This window comes from Streptosporangium sp. NBC_01469, assembly GCF_036227305.1.
Taxonomy (GTDB): domain Bacteria; phylum Actinomycetota; class Actinomycetes; order Streptosporangiales; family Streptosporangiaceae; genus Streptosporangium.
This window is the reverse complement of sequence record NZ_CP109465.1, coordinates 3,777,289-3,799,004: the sequence shown is the minus strand read 5'-3', so window position 1 is coordinate 3,799,004 and position 21,716 is coordinate 3,777,289. Positions and strand designations below refer to the sequence as shown.

The following is a 21,716-nucleotide window of genomic DNA, read 5'->3' as shown; positions in this document are numbered from 1 at the left end:
CCTAGGAGGCTCCGAAGTTCAAACGAACACTTGAAGCACCAAACCGGGCATTGCTTCGACTTAGCTTAATTACTCTGTGCCGTAAGCCCAATTCGCGAACCGTTTCACTCCGATCTTCGGATCGGTCTTATTGCGGGACTCCGTCCAGCTACACTCCGTACCCGGCCACCGCCAGTTCCACTCCAATCTCCAGATCGGTCTTATTGCGGGGGTCTGTGGAACCCGACCGGCGTTGCCAACTGGGCTAGTTCCAACTCCGCTATCCGGATTGGTCTTATTGCGGGCGCCAGCACTGAGTCCAGGACGCCCCAAGCGCAAGTCGTTCCACTCCGATCTCCGGATCGGTCTCATCGCGGGACAACCCGGCACTCTGCCACCGAGCTACGGTCACAGCGTTTCGATCGGTCCCATTGCAGGCTATAGAAGACCCTCGCAAGGGCCTTTTTCCTCAAGTGGTTCCAGCTCGGTCTCATTGCGGGACAGGAGCATCGTCGCCTTGCTCAGCTTTCTGGTCGTGTTCCACTCCGGTCTCCGAACCGGTCTCATTGCGGCGCCCTCCACATGGCCTCGGCGTCCCGCCGGATACGGTTCCACTGCGATCTCATTGTGGGTGCGGTTCGTGGTTTCCGGCCGCCGTTGCGTTCTTGTTCCGCTCTGATCTTCGGACCGGTCTTATTGTGGTGTCTCCGCGACGAACACGGTGACGATCCGCATCCTCAACAGTTCCACTCCGGTCTCTAGACCGACCTCATTCCGGGAGAATGGGCGCGCTGAAAATCGAAGCGTTGCCTAGGTCCCCGGCCTCATTGCGGGCACTTTGAGGTGAACTTCCTGCACCAGCTCCAGACCAAGGTCGCCGCCGTCTCCGGATCGGTCTCATTGCGGGTTGATCGCGATCTGAAGCGCCTGACCTGCGACAGGTTAGTTCCGCTCCGGTCTCTGGACCGGTCTCATTGCGGGCATGTTGCTCACGAGGTCTCCTGAAGGAAGCGAGTCTCGTTCTACCTCAGGCTCCGGACCGGTCGCATTGCAGGATCGCGCGACTGAGGGCACTCATGCCAGCGATCTGGGCTGTTCTATCCCGGTTTCCGGATCGGTCTCATTGCGAACGCCAGGACTCGCCGATGACGCGGATCACGGCGGCGGTTCCATGCCGGTCTCATTGCGGGCAGAACCCAGCGATGACATTCGCAGCCCGAACCCGGCTTTCACCCCGGTCTCCCTGCGGGCCGTTGAAGGCGGCTCGTTTCGAGCGGCGACCCATCGTTTCGCCCCGATCTTCAGACCGGTCTCATTGCGAGCCCGCCGTACTCATGTCAGCCAAGGCCCAGCGCGAATATTTCACCCCGATCTCTGGCCCGGTCTCATTGTGGGCAGCTGAACCCGACCGTGATCATCACGGACAACGGTAGGTTTCACCCCAGTCTCCAGACCGGCCTCATTGCGGCATCCCCGAGGTCTGAACCTCCCAGCTCCTGACGGACACCGTTTCACTCCGGTCTCGGGATCGGTCTCATTGCAGGCACTCGTCCGCGACGAAGTCCGCGCGGCGACTCACCCGTTCCACTCCGCTCTCATTGCGGCGGTGACAACCGGGCCGCCATCGACCACGCGATCCTCGCTCCACTTCGGTCTCTGGACCGGTCTCGTTATGCTGAATTAGTCTCATTGCGATAACAAGAGTGCGGCCCTCCAAGTCATCAAGTCAGATCCGCGAAATAGCCCTCTTTGATGCTCACAAGGAGGGAGTCCCACTCGGCAGGGGTGAAGGAAAGCACTGGGCCGTAAGGGTCCTTGGAGTCGCGAACCAGGAAAAGGCGTTCGGCGTCTATCGTGTGTTCGGGGGCGGCTTGGGCGTTGTCGGTGGACGCAAGTTCAACACAGCTACCGCTGAGAGTGCTCTCGTGCCAGACGCCGACCTCAACGCACTGGCCGCCGTTGGCGTTACTCAAGCTCGCCTTGCGCCAGACCACACGGGAAAGATCCATCATGGGTGCGCCTCTCCGTCCGCTTGCATGTTTCGGATAGCCTGCGCGATCAAGCTGCGGGTCTGGTCCGGCCCGAGGGCTCGTGCGCGCAGATGGTTGAAGAGCAGGACGTATGCGTCTACTTCTCTCGGATCCTCTAAATAGACACTTCCCTGCCAATACTCAACGTACACGGTGTCCGGATCGGACAGCTTGGGGAAATTGAGGAGAGTAAATCCGCCATCCATCGCGGGGTGGACACCGGCGGCGAACGGTAGGACCTGGATCGTGACGTGATTTGTTTCGGAGAGCTTGATCAGCCTGCGAAGCTGATCCCGCATGCTCTGAACTCCTCCGACAGGCCGGCGTATGACCGCTTCGTTGAGGATGCACCACATCATGGGCGGGTCGGGACGCTCCAGCACTCGTTCCTGTCGCTTCATCCGGATCGAGAGCCGTCGTTCCAGTTCTTCGTCCGGCGGCAACACGGGTGCCGACCTCATGACAGCTCGCGCATAGTCCTCGGTTTGAAGCAATCCAGGAACGAACTCCGACTGGTATTCCTGGAGGGTCGTTGCCTCCTCTTCGAGGCCCACGTAACTCTGGACCCACTCCGGGATCGCCTCGGACACCTTGTGCCACCACCCGCGCTTGCGCGCGTCACGGGCGAGTTGCATGAGCGCTTTTCGGCGATCACCGGTGACCCTGTAGAGATCGAGCATCATGGCTACGAGGGCGACCGTGGCTGCACTTGTGGCCGATTCGATCCGCGTGATGGTGACGGGTGAGCATCCTGCGTGCTCGGCCACCTGGTCTCGCGTCAGCCCCGCCTCCTTCCGGAGGCGTTGCAACTCCGCTGCGAGGCGACGTCTCCGAACCGATGGGCTCCGCTGAGCACCCATTCCACTCCTCTCCGTAACTGACGTACCGCAGTCTGCCGAAGTGATCTTCGTTCATCAACATGCACGATGTTCATTTCGATTCTTATTGCCGAGAGAGCTACGGTCATGCAAACTAAGCACTCAGAGTGACGGATTGCTCATGGAGAGCAATCGTCAACTTCCGGTCGAACGCCTTCAAAACCGAAAAGGGGTGGCGGGAAGATGAGAGCGCGTGATCTTCAGGGGTGGGGCGGGCAGCTGGTGGAGCTGGCCTGGGAGTTGCATGAGTTGGGGGTTGACTCCGTGGTGCGGCTGTCTCCTGGTGGACCAGCGAGCATGGAGATCTTCCTGTCGCCCGGCGGGCGGAGGCCCGTAACCGAGCAGCAAGACCACGGCTCGGCGTGCGCCTGGGATCGGAGGCACGAGCGAGGCCTCCGGACCAGGGCACGGAATGCCTGCGAGCGGATCACGCGGGGGACGCGGTGAGGGCGCTGGGGCTGCTGGGCCGGGTCGAGGTGCCCGCGCAGGTCGCCGCCGTTCCCCGGGCCCGCCGCTACGTCCACGACCTACTGAAAGGGCTCGACCACCCGCACATCGACGACGCGCTGCTGCTCGTCACCGAGCTTGTCACCAACGCAGTCCGCCACTCCGACTCCGGCCAACGCTCCGACGGCCGAGTCATCATCGCCGTCGCCAACCACCTTGGAACGCTCCACGTTGATGTCGTTGACGCCGGATCGACCGGGCAACGGCCTCGCCTCTGCGCGGGTGTGAGTCCCGACAGCGGTGGAGGGCGCGGGCTCTGGCTGGTGCAGGAGTTGTCCTCGGCCTGGGGTTGGTACGAGACCCTGGCCGGGCGCGTGGTCTGGTTCCAGCTGGGTGGACGGTGACATTTTGGTCGGCTGGGACTACTCACCCCGCTGCCTCAGCCCGCACGTCCTCCCCGCCCGCTCCCACTGCGAGGCACTGACCTGGCGCCCTCCGCGCGGGGACGGGCAGGCCCGGGTCGTCAGGTGGACCTGCGACTGCGGCGCCCTGTTCTACGAGCTGTGCCAGGCGGGCGGGCTGAGGTTCATCCGCCGCACACGGCATCATTCGATCGCCGAAAGCGACCGCTGGCAGGTCCGGGAGGCGGACGCGGTGTGGATCGCCTTGCTGCACGGCCTCGTACGGTAATCCACTGCTGAATTCACTCCTATCAAATCCACACCCCTCCAAAAGAGCGTCCGCGTTTCCTCACCCCCCGCTTTCGGACCGGCCTTGACCCACCTCACCGGCCGTTGGACCCTTGGTTTGCCCTGGTGTCTCGGCTTGGAGGGGATGTCTCGTGCGGAGCGATGTCACGCGGGCTCACTACGATCGCCTCGCTGACAAATATGACGAGAACTGGGCATACAGTCCGGAATTCATTCAATGGATGACCGGAAACATTCTCGACCGGCTCCGGATCACTCCGGATCATCGGGTGCTGGACGTCGGGGGCGGGACCGGCCTGTACGCGCGGGAGCTCGCAGAGCACGCCGAGGTGGTGGTCTGCGCCGACCCCTCCCCCGCGATGCTCGACCAGCTTCCCGCCCATGAGCGTCTGGTCCCGCTGCGCGCCGGGGCCGAGGAGCTCGCGGAGCAGCGCGTACGACCTCCGCATGACGGTTACGACGCGATCCTGCTCAAGGAGGTGATTCATCACATCGCCGATCCGCCCCGGGTCCTCGACGGGCTGGCTCGTCTCCTGCGGCCGGGTGGGCGGATGCTCGTGGTCATGCTGCCGACGAGCATCGACTACCCGCTGTTCGACGCGGCGCTGAGGCTGTTTCGCGAGCGCCAGCCCGATCCCGTCGGCATCGCCGACGCGATGAGCGGCAGCGGTCTCGATACCGAGCTCACCTACGACGAGTTCCCGCTCGCTTTCAGCACCGAGCGTTATCTGAAAATGGTCCGAAATCGCTATATGTCACTGCTTTCCAGCTTCGATGATGCAGAGTTGGAAAAGGGTGTCGAGGAAATCCGAGGTAGACATCCGGGTGCCGAGTTACAGTGCCTCGACCGGTTCGCCTTCATATTTGGGGTGAAAGCGTGAGCAGAGTGGAGCTCGACAGCCATCTCCATTAACTCCACAACGAGCTGGACTACCACTCCCGCGTCGCCCGTCACCTCGGCCTGGACTTCGAGCGGCCGATCAAGTCACTCGGTGACGGCTATCCGGAGAACGCGATCGCGCTGATCGGGAAGATCGCTGAACGGATCCTCAAACAGCTCTGGCGACACCACAACGTACCCGGCGACCCGGGCGGGAAGTTACGCGCCCGCTCCGCACGTGTCGCCCTCCGAGCGCTGCGTCGTCGCTTCACCGCGTAGAGGGACACAGGTTGTCAGAGCAGGTCCGCGAGGGCATCCTGTCTCGTACGCATGCCTCGCCATTTGAAAATGTACAGCGTCTCGATCCTTGGTCTACTGGAGTTCCTCGGCCCACGTCATCGACTTCTGGCAGCGGTTAGGAACCCCAAGCACGCACGCTTTCCCTGGGAGGTTCCTAACCCCAGACAAGCAGCCATGGGGTCAAACCGGACATTTTCAAGTAGAGACTTGATTACTTTCCGCTATATGGCCAGCTCGCGAACCGCTTCACTCCGGTCTCCGGACCGGTCTCATTGCGGGGAAATCGAGGTCGAGTGGCCTGAACTGTCGGTCACGGCTTCACTCCGGTCTCCGGACCGGTCTCATTGCGGGGGTGATATCGACCCACCGTATCGGGACAAGTACTCCATGTTTCACTCCGGTCTCCAGACCGGTCTCATTGCGGGAAGCTCTACAACGCCTGGCCGACCACGGCTAGCTTGTTTCACTCCAGTCTCCGGACCGGTCTCATTACAGCAGACTCAACAGCTGGGACGACTTCAACACCGCCGCGCCCGCCTGTGACACCGTCGTTCGGCGCGGAGCCCCCGGGTCACGGCTGGTACGGCGGGGCGACTCCCCAGCCCCAGCGGGGGACCGGTGCCTGGAGGGGCGGGGTGGCGCCCGGCTGGGAGTTCTGTACCGCGAGGCGGGTGCCCCACTCGATGTATCCGGCGAACGCCGCCCGGAACTCGGGGTCGGCGGGGAGCCCCACCTCGTCGGCCGCGTCCATCAACAGGCTTACCCACCTGCGGCGCTGCCGCTCGGTGAGGTGCTTGCCGAGATGCTGGGAGAGCATGTGCGCGTATCCTCCGCGCTCGCGGGTGTAGCGGTCGGGGCCGCCGAAGACCTCCGCCAGCCACAGCGCCACATGTTGCGGATGGTCCGGGTCCATGTGCGCGAACAGCGGGCCGATCACCTCGTCCTTTCGCACGTGGCCGTAGAACGTCTCGGTCAGCCGCTCGAACGCCGCCGCGCCGCCCGCCCAGTCGAACAGTGTCGGCTCGGTCTTCCTGAGCACCGGTTCGTAGTGCCGCATCTCCTCGATGTCTTCGACGTACGGCCTTATCTCGGCGAAGAACTCCGTGAAGTGCTCGCTGCCGCGGAAGCCCTCCAGGTGACCCTTCGCCGAGGTCCAGACGATGCGCAGGATGTAGACGCCCGGCTCGTCGGCACACTTCGACAACTCGTAGTCCAGGCACTGGGGCGCTCTGCCCAACGGCACCACCGCCCGGCGGTAGGCGGCCTCGAACTCCTCGGCCCGGGGAACGCGGTAACGGATGTACTCGACGATCATCGTCTCCACCTCCAAGTGATCAAGTAAGCATGTAATCATCCTACGGGCCAGCGACCAAGATCGGGAGGGTCAATGCCCTCCGGCGCCGGTTCCGGGCGGCTATGGTGCGCCGTACCCGATTTGATCTAGGTCATAGGAGCACGCGGTGATGAACGCGAGGGAGCCCGACTGGGCGTACGTGGCCAGGTCCCTCGTCAAGGTCCTGGCCGTCGCCGCGGCGCTGTTCCTCGCCCTCAGCGCGGTCGAGCGGGTGCTGTGGCTGTTCGTCGACTTCGACGACGAGCGAACGGCTCGGGTGTACGGAACCGCCGCCCGCGTCGCGAACCCGGACAAGCGCCTGCTGTTCGATTACAGCGATGGCGGGGGGCTGCTGGAGACGACCTACACGCTGCGGGGCGAGCCGCGCCGGGCCGGTCCTGGTGAGGGCCGGACGGGGTACAAGATCGTGGAAAACCTGTTCGGCACCATCCGGGCCCCCCACCTCGACGGCCCGTCCGGCGGCCTGGGCGACGCGATCGATTCCGTGGATGTGGACCTCGGCGTCAACAAGGCACTGACGGAGGAGGCCAGGAAGACCGTCGACGGGCTCCCCCAGACGCTTGAGGCCGTCGCGGTCGTGGAGTTCACACACCCGATGACCACTGAGCGGCTTGTCGCCTTCAACCGGAGGCACGAATTCTGCGGGGGAAAGGACGTCTCCTACATCTACGCCCCGTCCTTCTACGACGACTCCAGCAAGGTGACCTCCGTGAACGCGGTCGTCTGGAACCGCGACATGACCAAGCAGCACTGGGAGGATCTCACCTATGAGTGCGAGACCGAGCCCGAGGCTGCGCTCGCGGAGTTCCGCAGGTGGGCCGGGCTGCTTGGTGAGGGAGATGACTTCAGCGAGTTCGAGCTGAGCCACGATTGGCTCACTGGGGCGGCCGAGGAGGGCGTCGTGTACGGGCTCGTCGTCGATCGCTGGAAACTCGCCGACCTGCGCAAGCTCCTCGACGACCCGGAGGTGCGGACGGTCAACCTCGCCGACGTCGCCTTCGATCTCGGCTAGTGCTGCGTTCCTCACTGGAAGTGCAGATCCCCACCGGCCCGGGAGGTTTCGGTGTGGCTGTTGCCTGCGGTTTCTTGAGCGTGGCCGCGATGATGGCGGCGGCGGCCATGGCCAGTCCGGCTACCCACCCGGCCGTGCGTAGTCCGTCGACGACGTCGGATGCCGCTGCGCCCGTTTCTGCGGTCAGGCCGGTGTTGGCGATGGCGACGATGGCGGCCAGGCCCACGGCGCCACCGATCTGCTGGGAGGTGGAGGCCAGTGCGGAGGCGACGCCCTGCTCGGCGGGCTCGACTCCAGATGCGGCGGCCACGAACATGGCAGGGAAGCCGAAGCTGCCGACGCCCCAGATGACGATGCCTGGCAGCAGTGCCCAGAACGAGCCGCCGGTCGACATTCCCGCGGCGAGCAGGATCATTCCGATTGCGATGACGAGTAGCCCGATGGACAGAGTGGTGCGGGTGCCCCACTTACCGAGGAGCACGGTGGAGAGCTTCCCGGTGGTCGCCACGGAGATCAGTGTCAGCGGCAGGAACGCCAGGCCGGCCTCAAGGGCGCTATAGCCGAGCACGTTCTGCAGGTAGGTGGTGAACAGGTAGTACTGCCCGCTGAGGGACCCCAGAAAGAGGAACATCACCGCCATGGCCGTGGCCAGGCTGCGGTTGGCGAACAGCCGCAGGGGCACCAGCGGGTTGCGGGTGCGCCACTCGACAAGGGCGAAGACGCCTATGAGTACTGCTCCGGCGGCCAGTGCCCCGGCGCCGCGGATCGAGCCCCAGCCTGCGTCCGGTCCGCTGACCAGGCCGAACACCATCAGGGAGGCGCCCGCTGTGGCGATCAGCGCGCCTGGCATGTCGAAGCCGCCCCGATGGTTCTCGGGCGGCGGATCGGCGGACAGCAGGCGCGGCGCGGCGAGTGCCGCGCCGAGGGCGAGGGGGACATTGACGAAGAACACCCACTCCCAACCCAGGTCGTTGGTGAGTATGCCGCCGAGCAGTGCACCGGCGGCCAGGCCGGAGCTTCCGGCCGCACCCCAGACACCCATGGCCCGGTTGCGCTGTGTCCCTTCGGGGAAGCCGGTGTAGATGAGTGCCAGGGTGGCGGGGGTGAGCAGCGCGCCGCCCAGGCCCTGGAACGCGCGGGCGGCCACGAGCATCCCGGGATCGGCGGCCAGGCCGCCGGCCAGGGACGAGACGCCGTAGATGGCGAGCCCGAGGATGAACATGCGTCGTTGTCCGAGCCGGTCGACTGCCCTGCCGCCGAGCAGCAGGAAGCCACCGAAGCCCACGAGGTAGGCGCTGACCACCCATTGCAGCGACTGGGCTGTGAAGCCGAGTTCGTCACCGATGTCGGGAAGGGCGACGTAGACGATGTTGTAGTCGATGGTGATGATGAACTGGGCGAACGCGAGCAGCGCGAGTGTGAGCGCGGGCCGTCGCCGCCGTGGGGATGCATTCACAGATTCCAGGTCCTTGAAGAGTCCTCGGGCGGGACGGACGCCCGCGCCGGGAACAGGCGGCTGAGCGTATGTCCAGGCGCTTTGGCCGTCCCGGCGTTCGAAGGGTGCACGGGCGCCTCCCGTGCCCGGTAGCTCAGGAAACGGCGCGGGGGCGCGCTGGGCAGAAGCGCGCCCCCGCTTCCTTGTCAGCCGCGATCGGTCACAGGGATCGCAGGAAGGCGATCAGCGCTTGGTTGACCTCTGCGGGGCGTTCCTGCTGGGTCCAATGGCCACAGCCGGGCAGCACGACTGTCTCGCGCTGGTTCGGCACGACCGTCGATCCGCCGGCGATCAGGTCTTTCGCTTCCGGCCAGGTGAAGGTGACGTCTCGGTCACCGAGGATGAACAGTGCCGGTGGGAGCACGGCCGCACTGCGCCAGGGGGCGAGCAGTGCCCAGTTGCGATCGAGGTTGCGGTAGTAGTTCACCCCGCCGGTGAATCCCGCGTGTTCGAACTGGGCGGTGAAGGTGTCGAGGTCCCCCTCGGTCAGCCAGCCGGGCAGGTTGTCGGGCTCGGCCACGGTGTCCAGGAAGCCGCCGCCGGGCGGGACGACCAGTTGCCACGAGGCTTCCTCGCCGGAGGCGCTGTGGAAGAAGCGCCGCAGCGTGGCGCGCGGGTCCCGGCCGAGTTCTTCATCGGCCACCCCAGGCTGCTGGAAGTAGACGACGTAGAAGCCGTCGCCGATCTCAGTGCGCATGGTGGCCAGCGGGGCGGTGACCGGTCGTGGCGAGAACAGTTGCGGCACGCTCAATCCGGCCACGGCGCGCACCCGGTCGGGCCGCAGCAGCGCCGTATGCCATGCGACGTTGGCGCCCCAGTCATGGCCCGCCACGACCGCCCGCTGTTCGCCGAGCGCGTCGATCAGGCCGATGACGTCGCCGACCAGATGCAGCATCGTGTAGTCCTCTACCCTGTCGGGCCGGTCGGTGTGACCGTACCCGCGAAGGTCGGGGGCGACCGCGTGATAACCGGCCTCAGCCAACGCGGCCAGCTGGTGCCGCCAGGAGTACCAGGATTCGGGAAAGCCGTGCAGCAGGAGCACCAGCGGACCCGAGCCCGCCTCGGCCAGGTGCATACGGATTCCGCCCGCGTCGACGAAACGCTCAGTGATCTCGGTCATCGCTGTGCCTCCGCCCCGGCTGCGCGCACAAGCTCAAGGCCGCGGCCGGTCGGCACACCGCCGTTGCCCCGCCAGGCGGACTCAGCGGCTATCGGCTTTCCTGTGTTGTCGCGCGCGCCATAAATGACGATCTTCATATCACGTCTCCCAGTCGAGTCGTCGTCATCGCCCGGGACGAGTGTCCATCCCGCTCGCGATTCACCGTATGGCGACCATGGGAGACAACCAATGTCCATCTATCTTGTATTCATGTCCCAGCGTCTCTGGATCAAGTACCAGCAGTACGCTTACGACATGGACGTGCTCAGCGACGCGCTCGCCGCCATGCGCACCGGACGGCCCCACTCCTCGCGCGCCCAGATGCGGGCGCCCTGGCGTCTGTACTCCGAACCGTTCGCCGGGGCCGGCTTCCACGTCGTCGTTCAGGGGTCGTGCCGGCTGACCCCGCCGGACGATGCGCCGATCGCACTGAGCGTCGGCGACCTGGTGTTCTTTCCCCACGGGTGCGGGCACTGGATGACCGATGACCTGTCCACCCCGCAGACTGACATCCCGACCGCTTCACTGCCCGAGCCTCGCCCCGAGCACGACGATGAATCGTCGTTGGACAGCGACGTCCGCATCGACGGATCGGGCGCCTCCACCGTCTTGATGTGCGGTGCGTACCTTATGGACAGGTCCCGATCGCACCCGTTGTTGAGCGACCTCCCCGAGGTGATCCACCTACCGGCCCGCCTGGGACGCCACCCCTCGGTGCGCTCCGCGATCGACCTACTCGGAACCGAACTGGAACAGCCCCGCCCGGGAGCCGACGCCGTGCTGCCCGCACTGCTCGACATGCTGCTGCTGTTCATCCTCAGAGCCTGGTATGAAGAGCAGTCCGGCCACGACACGGCCACCGGCTGGGCCACAGCGCTGGCCGACCCGGGCATCACCGCCGCACTGCACAGCATCCACCACACCCCCGACCGGCAGTGGACGGTTGAGGAACTGGGCGAGCAGGCAGGACTGTCCCGGGCTGCCTTCGCCCGGCGATTCGCCACCCTCCTCGGCCGGCCTCCGCTGACCTATCTGACCTGGTGGCGGATGACCCTCGCCGCCAGGCACCTCCGCGATTCCGACGCACCCATAGCGGTTGTGGCCGAGCGGATCGGCTACACGTCGGAGTTCGCCTTCGCCAAGGCATTCAAACGAGAGTACGGGACGGCTCCCGGCAAGTACCGACGACAGTGCCGATAAGCACAGACCGAACGACGGCCCCTGTCCAGCTGACGCCCCGAACCGGCCTGCGCGCATCGGATACTTGAGGCTGCGCATACGAGCCGGTCGTCATCCGGTACGGCGTGGAGCTGGAATGTGGTCCATGGTGTGGAGCACCTGTCAGGCCAACTGCCCAGGTCACGTCCAAGGAAGCGGCTGCCGGCGCCGCGCGCCCCGAGCACCGGTCCTTGGCGTCGGCCGCGGCCGCGTCCGCGACGGAGCCGACCGTGATGATCTCGCCGTTGTCGACGAGGATGTCGGCACGGTGTCCCGACACCAGATGGCCACCCTTGATCAAGAGATCCATTCCGCCTCCATGAAGCCTTTGGGGAAAAACAGCTTTTCGAAAAGCTATCCATAAAGCTTTCTGAGTGCAAGTACGATGTGCTGATGGCCAGGGACACAGTGGACGAGATCGCCGATGCGTGGGGCAGGGAGCTGCCCGGCGTGGTCGGCACCGAGCTGGAGCTGAGCAAACGGGCCGCACGGCTGGCCGCACTGCTCAACGCGCCCGTCGAGGCGGAGCTGGCGCGGCTGGGTCTGACCAAGGCGGAGTACGACATCCTCGCCGCGCTCCGGGCGTCCGGGATGCCCTACCGGCTGCGTCCGTCGGTGCTGACCCAGCGGCTCGTGCTGACCTCCGGTGGCACCAGCAACGTGCTGCGCCGCCTCGCCGCCGCGGACCTGATCGAGCGCGACCCCGACCCGTCCGACGCGCGCAGCTCGTGGGTGCGGCTCTCGACACGCGGGGTGAAGGTGGCCGAGGAGGCCGTGCGCGCCGCCAGCGCCGCGCAGGCCGCCGCACTACGAGAAGTGGCACCGCGCACGACCCGCGCCGCCATCGAAGCCCTTCGGGACGTGCTGATCGCCCTGGGTGACACGGCCGCGTAGGCCACGCGCCTCACAGTCGATCATCACCGGCATCCTCGTCCGCCGCGAGTCGCGCCCCTGTCATCACGGCGTCAGCGTGGGCGTGACCGGAGACTTTCGGTCAGGGCATATCGCAGCGTGCGTGTTCATCGGCAGTGACGTTCCATGGTCACGACCAATGGCGCGCAACAGGCTGCCCAGAGCGGCCTTTCCAGCCCTCGGCGTCCCGAGTCAGCGGGTCTATCAGGTCGTTCGCCACACGTCGGCCACCTGCTCGACCGCCTGGGCCGCCTGGGCGCGGCCGGCGCGGGCGACGGCGGGCCGACGAGCCGGGTCGAGTATGTCCCGCGAGCTCGACCCCATCGACCGCCGGGCGTCCTCGTCCGGGGAGATCAGCGTGACACGCGCGTCCGGCCCCAGCGCGGCGATCTGGTCCGCCACGGCGGGCATCGGCCCGCCTCCGCGTGTCACCGGCGCCAGCACCACCACCTGCTCGTAGCCCGCCGCCAGATCCGCGTTCGCCGCCGAACACATCCCGCCGTCCATGTGACGACGGCCACGAACGGTCGCGGGCGGCCGGACTCCGGGGGTCGCGACGCTGGCCGCCACCGCGTCCACCAGCTCGACACCGCTCGCCGAGTCGAACGTCACGAACTCTCCCGACTCCGCGTCCACGGTGGTGATCACCAGTCGGCGCTTCGGCCAGGCGTGGACGCCCCCGATCCATCGGACGATCTCCGCCCGCCGTTCGGCCTCCGACGGGGTCCTGGCGGCGAGTGCCATCCTGCCCATCCGTACCCGGAACTCCACCGGGTCGGCGGCCCGGATCGTGTTCCACACCAGCCGGGTCAGGTACAGGTGGGGAATGCGTGGCCTCGTCTCCCCACCGGGTGGCTTCAACTGGGCCGCGTACCGCTGTTCCAGATCGAGGCCCGCCAGGAGTTGCACGGCCACGACGGCTCCGGCGGAGGTCCCGACGACGAGGTCGGCCTGCCCCAGGTCGACGCCCGCCTCGGCCAGGCCGGTGAGCATGCCAAGCTCCCAGGCGATTCCGGTGATGCCTCCGCCGCCCAGGACCAGGGCCCTGCTCCCCATCGCCGCCCCCTCCAATGTGAACATCGGATACGCGTATTCATTCTGCGGCAATTCGCGGCGCGATGTGCATCGGCGCCGGGACGGGTTCAGGCGACCTTGGGGGTGACGCGCATGCCGATGTACACGCACTCGGTGCCGTCGGTCAGGGTGGAGAAGACCACGGGAATGTGCCCCTCGCTGAAGGAGGGGCCGCCGGAGGCGGCGAAGACCGTTTCCGACACCGGCACCAGGTCCATTTCCAGGGGCGGGGAGAAGTCCTTCATGCCGTCGACGAACTCGTACCGGATGTGCGCGCCGTCGTCGTCCTGGGTGACGGTGGTGACGACGCCCTCGCGCCGGTAGGTGCCCACCAGCCGTCTCATGTCCACCGCGGGCGGGTTCGCCGCCGGTCCGAAGGCTTCCGGCACGCGCACCCCGGCCAGCTCGCCCAGCAGCTCCCTGAACAGGTCGGCGTACAGCCCGCCGGTGTGGCCTCCGTTGGCCAGCAGGACGACCGCCACCCCCGCGTGCGGAACGACGCGCAGGTAGGAGTACTGGCCGATCGCGGCGCCGTCGTGACCGTAGCCGGAGACGCCGTCCCAGTCGTACAGGGTCCAGCCCAGGCCCCAGCCGTCGGCGCTGACGGTCCACTTGTCCGGGCTGTCGACCACGCGCCGCCGCATCTCCGCGGCGGTCTCGGCGGACAGGATCCGGGTGCCGTCGGGGGCGACGCCGCCGTCCAGGTGCGCCCGCGCGAACCGGGCGACGTCGCCCGCGGAGATGATGACCCTGCCGTACGGCCCGGCCGAGCGCGGCATCAGGTCCCAGGCCGGGGCCGGGTCGGGGTCGGCCCCCGGCTCCCCCAGGTGGCTCATGGCCACGCGGAACCGCAGCGCCTCCTCGGGCAGCGTCATCGAGTGCTCCAGCCCGAGCGGGGTGAGGAGCCGCTCCTTCAGCGCCTGGTCCCAGGTCAGGCCGGTCAGCACCTCGACGACGCGGCCCAGCACGACATACCCGACGCTGCTGTACGACAGCGCCGTCCCGGGCGGGCAGTCCGGCGCCACCTGCCTGGCGGCCTCGACGTACTTGGCCAGGCAGTCGTCGCCGCGGCCGGAGTCGTAGGTGAAGTCGCAGGTCAGCCCGCCGGTGTGACTGAGCAGCTGGCGGATCGTGATCGTCTTCGTGGCCTCCGGGTCCGGGGTGGCGAACTCCGGCAGCACGCTCACCACGGGTGCGTCGAGGTCCAGCTCGCCGGAGTCGACCAGCTGCATCACCAGCGTCGCGGTGTAGACCTTGGCGAGCGAGCCGGACAGGAACACCGAGTCGGTCGTCACCTCCACCCCCGTCGCCCGGTGCAGCACACCACTGGCCAGTTCGTGAACGTTCCCGTCGACCAGTACGGCCAGCGACGCCCCCGGCACACGGTGGGCGGCGCGAAGCTCGTCGAGCCGGGCCTGCCAGCGGGCGGAGTCGAAAGTCACGGAGATCTCCTCGGTTCGAAAGTTCGAAAGTTCGGATGCCGGGCGAGGCGTCCGTCGATCGGGCGGGGACGCGAGCCGGGGCATGCCGGTGACACCGGTGCCGTCGGGGCACCGGCTGGAAAAGGGGGAACCACCTCGGGAACGGCCTGGTGGCTTCGAGCTGAAGGGGAATCGCGCCGAGGGGGAATCGCGCTGAAGGGGAATCGCCCTCGGGGACGGTCTGCCGGGCTTCGGGGTAAGGGAGGAACGCCCCGAGGGGACGGTGGCTTCGGGCCGGGAGGGAACCGCCCTCGCGGACGGTCCGGTGACCTCGGGCTAGGGCCGGTGCGTCCCGGTGTCGTCGGGCAGCTCACCGGAGGCGCGCAGGGCGTCGCGGCGCTCGCGCCACTCGGCCGCGAGCGCGGGCATCCGCTCGACGAGGAACTCGGCGAAGGCGGCCCCCTCCAGAAGACGCGCCCGCCGGGCCGGGGACGCCTCGCCGAGCACCTTGAGGCCCTGGTGCGCGAGCGCGCCGAGCGAGGTGTACGCCGAGGGCTTGTCGACCATCCTCAGCCAGATCGAGGAATGGATGCTGACACGATCCACCCGTTCACCGGCGGCACGCGAACGCTGGATCCAGGACCACTCCTCAAGCATGGAGACCGCGCCGCTGACGGCGGTGCGGCTGGCCCGCAGCGCCTCGCCGAGCTCGGCGATGGTCTGCTGCGGCGGATCGCAGATGAGGAGCCACCCGGCCACCCTGCCGGTCATCGTGGGCAGGCCGTTCTGCCGGGCGAAATGACGGCCGACCTCGTCGGCGTAGGCAAGCTCGGCCTCGTAATCCATATCGCCGACATTACACACATAACCGAAATGACGCAAATCTCCGACATTTGCGATGCTATCGGCTTGTCACCTCGGATCTGTGGACGACCACGTCAGGTCCCGGCGATCCCGATCATCCCGACCGGCTCCACCTCGGTCCCGTACCTTCCGGCGGGCGAAGGCTCCCCCCAACCGGCCCCCGACCGGTCCTCGCCGACTCCTCAGCCGCCGAAGGCGGGATATCCCGGCAGCGGGGGGACGTCCCAGCCGTCGGCCACCTCCCGGAGCAGCAGCCGCATCGTCTCCGCGAAGGCCGGGAACTCCTCCAGGGTGCTCGCCATCTCCCAGCGGTGTCTCAGCAGCTGCCGCAGCGTCGGGACGGGACGCCGGGTCCTGTGCGCCGGCCCGTCCTTCGCCGTGCGCGGGATCAGGTTGGTCGTCATGTACACCGTCCAGAGCGCGACCGCACGCCGGACCCCCGGCCGCCAGATCTCGTCCTCGACCAGCTCCGGGTACGCCTCGACGACCTCCGCGCGGTAGGTCTCCTCGATCTTCTCCGCCAACCCGGCCGGCAGTGTGAAGACGCACCAGCAGGTGGCGAAGGGCATCCGGCAGTACGCGGCCGTCATGAAGACGGGCTGGTAGCAGGCAGACTCGAAGTCGATCAGCCGCAGGCCGTCCGGGGTGAGCAGGTTGTTGTCCGGGCAGGTGTCGCCGGGGGTGAAGGCGAGATACTCGTCCGCGCCCGTCGTCACGATCCGTCCCAGCTCCCCGGCCAGCTCGGGCGGCGCCTCGACTCCGATCCCGGCGAGCGCCGAGGGGAATTCGGCCGCACACCGGACGGCCCACGGATCCTCGTCCCAGGACGGCACACTCCTGCCGTGGCGGGCCGACAGGGAGGCCAGGTCGTCGCGTCGGCGCACCGACTCGACGGCCAGCAGTCCGAGCCCGCGTGCCCAGGCCGACAGACCGTCCAGGGCGGCCCGCGGATCGTCACCGAGCAGCACGTCCGCGAGTGTCGGCGCGGATCCGAGGTCCTCCATCACCACCAGCGGGACCGAGGCGTCCACGCCCAGCAACTCGGGACCGGCCAGCCGCAGCGAGAGCCCGGCCGCCTCCGCGGCGAAGGCGCGCAGGCCGTCGGGCTCCGAGCCGAACCTCTTGACGACGACGCTGCCGCCGGAAGCCGTCCGGCAGCGCAGGACGACGCTGCGCGGGTTGCCACCGAGGTCGACCGGATCGGACAGCTCGACGCCCACCACTTCGCCCGCGGCGCGCAGGATCTCATCCATCCCGGCATTCTGCCGTTCGCGAGCCGGGCGAGAAAGCCGATTTCGGAGCCTGAGGAGCCTGAGGAGCCTGAGGAGCCTGAGGAGCCTGAGGAGCCTGAGGAGCCTGAGGAGCCTGAGGAGCCTGAGGAGCCTGAGGAGCCTGAGGAGCCTGAGGAGCCTGAGGAGTCGGCACCGCCCGATAAGAGGCAAAACCCGGCGAAGGGCGTGGTGCCGACCGCCGCGCCCCGAACCGGTCCGGGAGGCGGAAACCTGTTGAAGGCCGCGCCCCTCGGCTGGCACCCTGCCAGGGTGCCGACGCCACCGGCGGATCCCTCCGCGACGACCTTTCCGCTGCCCGATCGGTCCGGCCTGGAGGCGCTGCTGACGAAGGCGTTCGGCGTGCCGGTGGTGCTGGACCGTTTGGAGCACCTGGCCCCGTGGGCGGTCCTGCGCGCGTACCTGGCCGGGCCGGAGGCCGGGCTGCCCGCGTCGGTGATCGTGAAGTGGCTGCGCAGCCATCCGTCCGGGTTGCGCATGGACGCGGGACAGGTGGTGACCGAGCGGGCCGCGCTGCGGTTCCTCTCCGAGGACCTCGGGCTCGGCCTCGCCCCCAGGGTGCTGGCCGATGACATGGCGGCGTCGCTCCTGGTCCTGGAGGATCTCACTCCCCGCACACCGCTGGACCAGGTGTTGCGCCGCGACGGCGCGGCGCCTCCACCGGCGGGGCTGGCGGCCTTCGCGCGGGCGCTGGGCGAGCTGGGCGCGGCCACGGCCGGGCACGCGGAGCCCTACCTCGCGAGACAACCGGCCGTGGGCCCCGACCCCATGTACGCGGGCGCCGATGCGTGGCGGCGGGCCATGGAGTACGGCGCGGGGTTCGGGGTCGCGCTGCCGGGCCCGGCCGAGGCCGAGCTGGCCCGGTTACTGGCGGAACTCGCCGATCCGGGCCCCTTCCTGGCGCTGACCAACGGGGACTCCGAGGCGAACAACTTCCTGGCGGCGGGTGGCGACGGGCGGCTCATCGACTTCGAGTTCGCCGACTACCGGCACACCCTGATCTCAGCCGTGTGCCTGTACGTGCCGGGCCCGGCCTGGCTGACGGTGTCCGACCCGATCGCGACCGGCCTGGAGGCCGGTTACCGCCGCGCGCTGGCCCGGGGCGTGCCGGAGGCGGAGGACGATCACCTGTTCGGCTTCGGCCTGGCCTCGGCATGCCTGACCTGGGCCGCCACCCGTCTGACCCGGTTCCCGGCGCTCGACGCGCGCGCTCCCGGCGAGAGGAGCCGGCTCCAGATGGTTTTCACACTGGACGCCGCGGCGCGGGCCGCCGAGGAGCACCGCGCCCTACCCCACCTGGCCGGATGGATCCGGCGGGCGGCGCAGGCGCTGCGCCGCCGGTGGCCGGACACGGACGTGGAGCGGACGGCGTACCCCGCGTACGTCCCACGTAGGTGAGGGGCTCGCCGTTCCCCGCGCCGAGGTCGGCGTGGGAAGGCGTCCGGGGATCACCCGCGCGCCGCGCGCCCCCGGGAGGAGTACGCGTACAACCGCGGGGGCGCCACGGCCGGGGTGTGCCAGGCGGACGGCAGTGCCCAGCGGCCGAAGACGACCTTTCCCCCGTCCGGTGACGGGTAGTGGCCCCACTCGTCGGTGCACATGCCGACGAGCCGCAGACCCCGGCCGCTCTCGTCGTCCTCCCCCACCTCGGCGATCTCGGGCGAGCCGTCACAGCTGTCCCAGACCTCCGCGAACAGGCCCCCCGTGGTGAGGCGGAGCCGCAGGAGGATCGGGTACGGGCCGGCGGTTCGCGCGCGAGCACGACCGGGCGGGTGGTCGGAGGTGTGCGGGTGGTCGGCGGGCGGACGGGCGTAGCCGTACGGGATGGACGGGGTGGCGGTGGCCTTGATGGCGTTGGTCGTCATCTCGGAGACGACCAGGACGCAGAGGTCGGTCAGCTCCTCCAGGCCCCATGTCCGCAGTTGCGCGCGAGTGAAGTCGCGCGCCTGGGAGGCGGAGGCCGGCTGCGCCGCCAGCCACAGCTCGTTCGCGTCCAGGGACAGGTGGTCGGCGGCGTCCAGATCAGGATGAAATGGTGAGTGCATCGGTCCCGGCCGTTCGACGGGGAGCACGGTCATTGATGGCTCCAGGGAGGTTCAACGAAGGTTCGGTCGCGCGCCCCCGGCGCAGAGTTGGGGACGCCCCCGCCCGAGCGGTGAGACCACGCGAATCTGACGGCTCCGGCGTTGTTCTCAACCCTGCTGTACGGAGCGTGCTGGAAACAGGCGACGCCACCGAGTCTGTTCGTCACTCTGAGGTGTCAATCCACCCCGCAGAGCGATGGCGCTGCAAGGAGCGGTGATCTGGTCGCCGATTTCTGCACTCGACAGTCACCGAACGTGATCGACCAGTAACGTTCGGCCCGAAGAATCGCCGCCGGAGAACCCGCCGGGAGGGGCCGAGCCGATGCCACGTGCACCGCGCAGCGTCAAACAGCAGATGGACGCCTTCAGCGCTGAGCTTCGCGAACGTGGTTTCACGTGGGCCGAGGTCGCCGCTGAGTTCAAGCGACGCTGGCGCCTGAACTCCCGCCAGGGCTTCCGTGAGGCGCATCGCCTGACACAAGCCAAGGTCTGCCATCTATGGAACGAGTACTGGCCGAACGAGCCGCTGACGACCCGAAAACTCGGGTCGTGGGAAGCGTGGCCCGGCCCCACCGGCAACGAGCCGCCGATCGCCGGGCTCAACCGGCTGGCACGCATATACCAGTGCCGCACCGCCGACCTGGTCGACGGTGAAGATCACCGCGATGCCGACGAGCACAACACACCGGCCGTCCGGTCCCGGGGGCGGGCACTGGTGGCGGCCGGGGCGGCGGGCAGCCTCGGCCCCGAGGACATCCGGGGGGTGCTGGCGGCCCTGCCCACCCTGCCCGCGGGACCCGTGCCGTTCGGGAGCCCCCGCGACGAGGAGTACGACGCGCTGGTGCAGGCGCTCGCCCAGTGGGCGGCGACCATGAAACGACGCGACGTCCTGGCCCTGATCAGGGCCGCCGCCGCCGCGGCGGCGGCCTCTCCGCTGCTGGCCCGGCTCAACGACGACGAGCTCGACCGGCTCGCCCTGATCGCCGCCGAACCGTCCCGGGTGGACGAGGCCACCGTCGACCACATCGACGCCGTGCTGCACCACTGCATGCGCCAGGAGGACACCCTCGGCCCCCAGTCGGTGCTGGGGACCGTGCTCGCCCAGCAGCACCTGGTGCGGTCGCTGATCCCGGCCGCGTCCACCGACGAGGTGCGCGACCGGCTGCTGTCGCTGCTGGCCAACATCTGCCGGTTCACCGCCTGGGTGCTGTTCAACCTCAACGACTTCAACGGGGCGAACCACTACTACGAGCAGGCCAAGTTAGCCGCGCACCAGGCCGACGACGACGCGATGAACAGCTTCGTCCTGGCCAACTGGTCACAGCTGGCGACCTGGCGGGGCGACCCCAGGCAGGGCGTCGAGTACGCGCTGGGCGCGCTGGCCTGGGGGCAGCGCGCCAACAGCAAGCTGCTGGTGTCGTACGCGTGTGACGTGGGGGCCCGCGCCTACTCGGCGGTGTTGCGCCGCTCGGCCAGGAGCGACCGTCACAAGGACCATGCCCGGTGCATGACCAGCCTCGACCAGGCCCGCCACGAGCTGGGGCACGCGGGCGAGGGCGACGTGGGTGCCAAACTGCTCTACTTCTACGGCGACGGGCAGTACCTGTCGACCAGGACCAAGTGCCTGCTGGACATGGACGACGCCCAGACCGCGGTCGAGATGGCCGCCCGGTCCCTGGCCCAAATCGATCCGGCGTTCGTCCGCAACATGGCGTTCAGCCGCCTGGATCTGGCGCGTGGGCACCTGCGGCTGCGCTCCATCGACGAGGCGTGCGAGCAGATCGGCGAGGCCGCCCGCCTCACCTGCAAGAACACCTCACCTCGGCTGGCCCGCTCGGTGGTGGAGGTCCGCGAGACGCTGAATCCGTGGGCGAGGACCCGCCAGGTCGCCGCCCTGGACGAGAAGCTGCGCACCTTCCAGCTCATCGCCTGACGGCTTCCGGCCCGTCGCGACCGATCAGCGCGCCCCGGGCATCTCCTCCAGCACCAGGATCTCGAAGACGGGGGCGGGGATCGGCGGGTCCATCAGCTTGTGGGACACCTTCCGCCATCCCCACCTCCGGTAGACCTCCCTGGTCCGTACGGCCTTGGGCTGCACCGAGAGCGTGGCCCGCTCGGCCCCGGATCCGGAGAGCAGCTCGTCGTGGATCCGGTGCCCGGCTCCGGCGCCTCGCCGGTCGAACAGCACTCCGTAGTCGATGACGGCGAACGTCCTGGTCCCGGTCTCGGCCGCGAACTCCTCGCCGACCGGTTCCGCCAGCGCGCTCCACCAGCGGGTGTCGGTCGGCAGCAGGTATCCGTACCCGAACCCGACGAACTCCGGCCCGGATCGCGCGGTGGTCAGCCGGAACCCCGGCCGGTCGACCAGCTTTGGGTAGTAGGAGCGCTGGTTGGCGAACTCCGCGGCGGTCCCGTTGAACGGAGGCAGCGAGAACACCGCCTCGTAGAGAGCACAGATCGTCCCGGTCAGCGCGAGCGCCTCCCGGCGGCCGTGTGTCTCTATGGTGATCTTGTCGGTGGGGGTCGTGTCGGTCATACCGGTCTCCTCGCCTTCGTCTCGCCGTCCTCCCCCGAGAGCTTTTTACCCGTGGAAGGACGGGGTAGCCGCTC

Annotated in this window: 19 protein-coding genes; 8 read left to right on the top strand and 11 right to left on the bottom strand. The window is 68.1% G+C overall.

What is annotated here, in order from left to right; all coding sequences use genetic code 11:
• Nucleotides 1-1,700 precede the first annotated feature (1,700 nt).
• Nucleotides 1,701-1,991, bottom strand: coding sequence for a DUF397 domain-containing protein (locus OG587_RS17120; protein ID WP_329091439.1), 291 nt, complete (start codon nt 1,989-1,991; stop codon nt 1,701-1,703).
• Nucleotides 1,988-2,869, bottom strand: a complete 882-nt coding sequence (locus OG587_RS17115; RefSeq protein WP_329091437.1) for a helix-turn-helix domain-containing protein — start codon at nt 2,867-2,869, stop codon at nt 1,988-1,990. The genes OG587_RS17120 and OG587_RS17115 overlap by 4 nt, the downstream gene beginning before the upstream one ends.
• A 461-nt stretch (nt 2,870-3,330) precedes the next feature.
• On the opposite strand from OG587_RS17115, the gene OG587_RS17110 reads away from it, so the two are divergent.
• From OG587_RS17110 to OG587_RS17100, 3 genes are all read left to right on the top strand, one after another.
• A complete protein-coding gene (locus tag OG587_RS17110) occupies nt 3,331-3,738 on the top strand; it encodes an ATP-binding protein (RefSeq protein WP_329091435.1) in 408 nt (135 codons plus the stop codon).
• The gene (locus OG587_RS17105) at nt 3,728-4,024 is read left to right on the top strand and encodes a hypothetical protein (protein ID WP_329091433.1); all 297 of its coding nucleotides are present in this window, start codon (nt 3,728-3,730) and stop codon (nt 4,022-4,024) included. The genes OG587_RS17110 and OG587_RS17105 overlap by 11 nt, the downstream gene beginning before the upstream one ends.
• A 151-nt stretch (nt 4,025-4,175) precedes the next feature.
• Nucleotides 4,176-4,925, top strand: a complete 750-nt coding sequence (locus OG587_RS17100) for a class I SAM-dependent DNA methyltransferase (RefSeq protein WP_329091431.1) — start codon at nt 4,176-4,178, stop codon at nt 4,923-4,925.
• A gap of 870 nt (nt 4,926-5,795) precedes the next feature.
• Here the strand turns inward: OG587_RS17100 and OG587_RS17095 are convergent.
• Entirely contained in the window at nt 5,796-6,539 is a 744-nt protein-coding gene (locus OG587_RS17095; protein ID WP_329091429.1) for a group II truncated hemoglobin, read from the bottom strand.
• Nucleotides 6,540-6,687: 148 nt separating this feature from the next.
• Between OG587_RS17095 and OG587_RS17090 the strand changes: the two genes are divergently transcribed.
• A complete protein-coding gene (locus OG587_RS17090; RefSeq protein ID WP_329091427.1) occupies nt 6,688-7,590 on the top strand; it encodes a hypothetical protein in 903 nt (300 codons plus the stop codon).
• On the opposite strand, the gene OG587_RS17085 is transcribed toward OG587_RS17090, so the two are convergent.
• Together OG587_RS17085 and OG587_RS17080 are read right to left on the bottom strand one after the other, a co-directional pair.
• Complete coding sequence (locus OG587_RS17085; RefSeq protein ID WP_329091426.1) at nt 7,556-9,046, bottom strand: MFS transporter; 1,491 nt, start codon at nt 9,044-9,046, stop codon at nt 7,556-7,558. The two genes, OG587_RS17090 and OG587_RS17085, sit on opposite strands and share 35 nt — an antisense overlap.
• Before the next feature lie 199 nt (nt 9,047-9,245).
• Nucleotides 9,246-10,205, bottom strand: coding sequence for an alpha/beta fold hydrolase (locus tag OG587_RS17080; RefSeq protein ID WP_329091424.1), 960 nt, complete (start codon nt 10,203-10,205; stop codon nt 9,246-9,248).
• 249 nt (nt 10,206-10,454) lie between these two features.
• Between OG587_RS17080 and OG587_RS17075 the strand changes: the two genes are divergently transcribed.
• Both OG587_RS17075 and OG587_RS17070 read left to right on the top strand, forming a co-directional pair.
• The gene (locus tag OG587_RS17075) at nt 10,455-11,444 is read left to right on the top strand and encodes an AraC family transcriptional regulator (RefSeq protein ID WP_329091422.1); all 990 of its coding nucleotides are present in this window, start codon (nt 10,455-10,457) and stop codon (nt 11,442-11,444) included.
• A gap of 411 nt (nt 11,445-11,855) precedes the next feature.
• Nucleotides 11,856-12,356 (top strand): MarR family winged helix-turn-helix transcriptional regulator, encoded by a 501-nt coding sequence (locus OG587_RS17070; protein WP_329091420.1) that lies wholly within the window; start codon nt 11,856-11,858, stop codon nt 12,354-12,356.
• A gap of 222 nt (nt 12,357-12,578) precedes the next feature.
• Here the strand turns inward: OG587_RS17070 and OG587_RS17065 are convergent, their stop codons facing one another.
• From OG587_RS17065 to OG587_RS17050, 4 genes are all read right to left on the bottom strand, one after another.
• Nucleotides 12,579-13,454, bottom strand: coding sequence for a patatin-like phospholipase family protein (locus OG587_RS17065; protein ID WP_329091418.1), 876 nt, complete (start codon nt 13,452-13,454; stop codon nt 12,579-12,581).
• 62 nt (nt 13,455-13,516) lie between these two features.
• A complete protein-coding gene (locus OG587_RS17060) occupies nt 13,517-14,890 on the bottom strand; it encodes a serine hydrolase domain-containing protein (protein WP_329091416.1) in 1,374 nt (457 codons plus the stop codon).
• Nucleotides 14,891-15,205: 315 nt separating this feature from the next.
• A complete protein-coding gene (locus OG587_RS17055; RefSeq protein WP_329091414.1) occupies nt 15,206-15,715 on the bottom strand; it encodes a GbsR/MarR family transcriptional regulator in 510 nt (169 codons plus the stop codon).
• 200 nt (nt 15,716-15,915) lie between these two features.
• Nucleotides 15,916-16,986 (bottom strand): hypothetical protein, encoded by a 1,071-nt coding sequence (locus OG587_RS17050; protein WP_329091413.1) that lies wholly within the window; start codon nt 16,984-16,986, stop codon nt 15,916-15,918.
• 288 nt (nt 16,987-17,274) lie between these two features.
• On the opposite strand from OG587_RS17050, the gene OG587_RS17045 reads away from it, so the two are divergent.
• Nucleotides 17,275-18,420, top strand: a complete 1,146-nt coding sequence (locus tag OG587_RS17045) for a hypothetical protein (protein WP_329091411.1) — start codon at nt 17,275-17,277, stop codon at nt 18,418-18,420.
• A 50-nt stretch (nt 18,421-18,470) separates the two neighbouring features.
• On the opposite strand, the gene OG587_RS17040 is transcribed toward OG587_RS17045, so the two are convergent.
• Nucleotides 18,471-19,100: an ATP-binding protein gene (locus OG587_RS17040; RefSeq protein WP_329091410.1), complete on the bottom strand. Its 630-nt coding sequence runs from the start codon at nt 19,098-19,100 to the stop codon at nt 18,471-18,473.
• Nucleotides 19,101-19,428: 328 nt separating this feature from the next.
• Here OG587_RS17040 and OG587_RS17035 point away from each other — a divergent pair, with 328 nt between their 5' ends.
• Nucleotides 19,429-21,039, top strand: a complete 1,611-nt coding sequence (locus OG587_RS17035; RefSeq protein WP_329091408.1) for a hypothetical protein — start codon at nt 19,429-19,431, stop codon at nt 21,037-21,039.
• 24 nt (nt 21,040-21,063) lie between these two features.
• Here the strand turns inward: OG587_RS17035 and OG587_RS17030 are convergent, their stop codons facing one another.
• A complete protein-coding gene (locus tag OG587_RS17030) occupies nt 21,064-21,642 on the bottom strand; it encodes a hypothetical protein (RefSeq protein WP_329091406.1) in 579 nt (192 codons plus the stop codon).
• Between the last annotated feature and the right edge of the window lie 74 nt (nt 21,643-21,716).

Coding starts and splice junctions, on each gene's coding strand:
- OG587_RS17120 (WP_329091439.1), bottom strand. CDS start 1,991: ATGATGGATCTTTCCCGTGTGGTCTGGCGCAAGGCGAGCTTGAGTAAC.
- OG587_RS17115 (WP_329091437.1), bottom strand. CDS start 2,869: ATGGGTGCTCAGCGGAGCCCATCGGTTCGGAGACGTCGCCTCGCAGCG.
- OG587_RS17095 (WP_329091429.1), bottom strand. CDS start 6,539: ATGATCGTCGAGTACATCCGTTACCGCGTTCCCCGGGCCGAGGAGTTC.
- OG587_RS17090 (WP_329091427.1), top strand. CDS start 6,688: ATGAACGCGAGGGAGCCCGACTGGGCGTACGTGGCCAGGTCCCTCGTC.
- OG587_RS17080 (WP_329091424.1), bottom strand. CDS start 10,205: ATGACCGAGATCACTGAGCGTTTCGTCGACGCGGGCGGAATCCGTATG.
- OG587_RS17075 (WP_329091422.1), top strand. CDS start 10,455: ATGTCCCAGCGTCTCTGGATCAAGTACCAGCAGTACGCTTACGACATG.
- OG587_RS17070 (WP_329091420.1), top strand. CDS start 11,856: ATGGCCAGGGACACAGTGGACGAGATCGCCGATGCGTGGGGCAGGGAG.
- OG587_RS17065 (WP_329091418.1), bottom strand. CDS start 13,454: ATGTTCACATTGGAGGGGGCGGCGATGGGGAGCAGGGCCCTGGTCCTG.
- OG587_RS17055 (WP_329091414.1), bottom strand. CDS start 15,715: ATGGATTACGAGGCCGAGCTTGCCTACGCCGACGAGGTCGGCCGTCAT.
- OG587_RS17050 (WP_329091413.1), bottom strand. CDS start 16,986: ATGGATGAGATCCTGCGCGCCGCGGGCGAAGTGGTGGGCGTCGAGCTG.
- OG587_RS17040 (WP_329091410.1), bottom strand. CDS start 19,100: ATGACCGTGCTCCCCGTCGAACGGCCGGGACCGATGCACTCACCATTT.
- OG587_RS17035 (WP_329091408.1), top strand. CDS start 19,429: ATGCCACGTGCACCGCGCAGCGTCAAACAGCAGATGGACGCCTTCAGC.
- OG587_RS17030 (WP_329091406.1), bottom strand. CDS start 21,642: ATGACCGACACGACCCCCACCGACAAGATCACCATAGAGACACACGGC.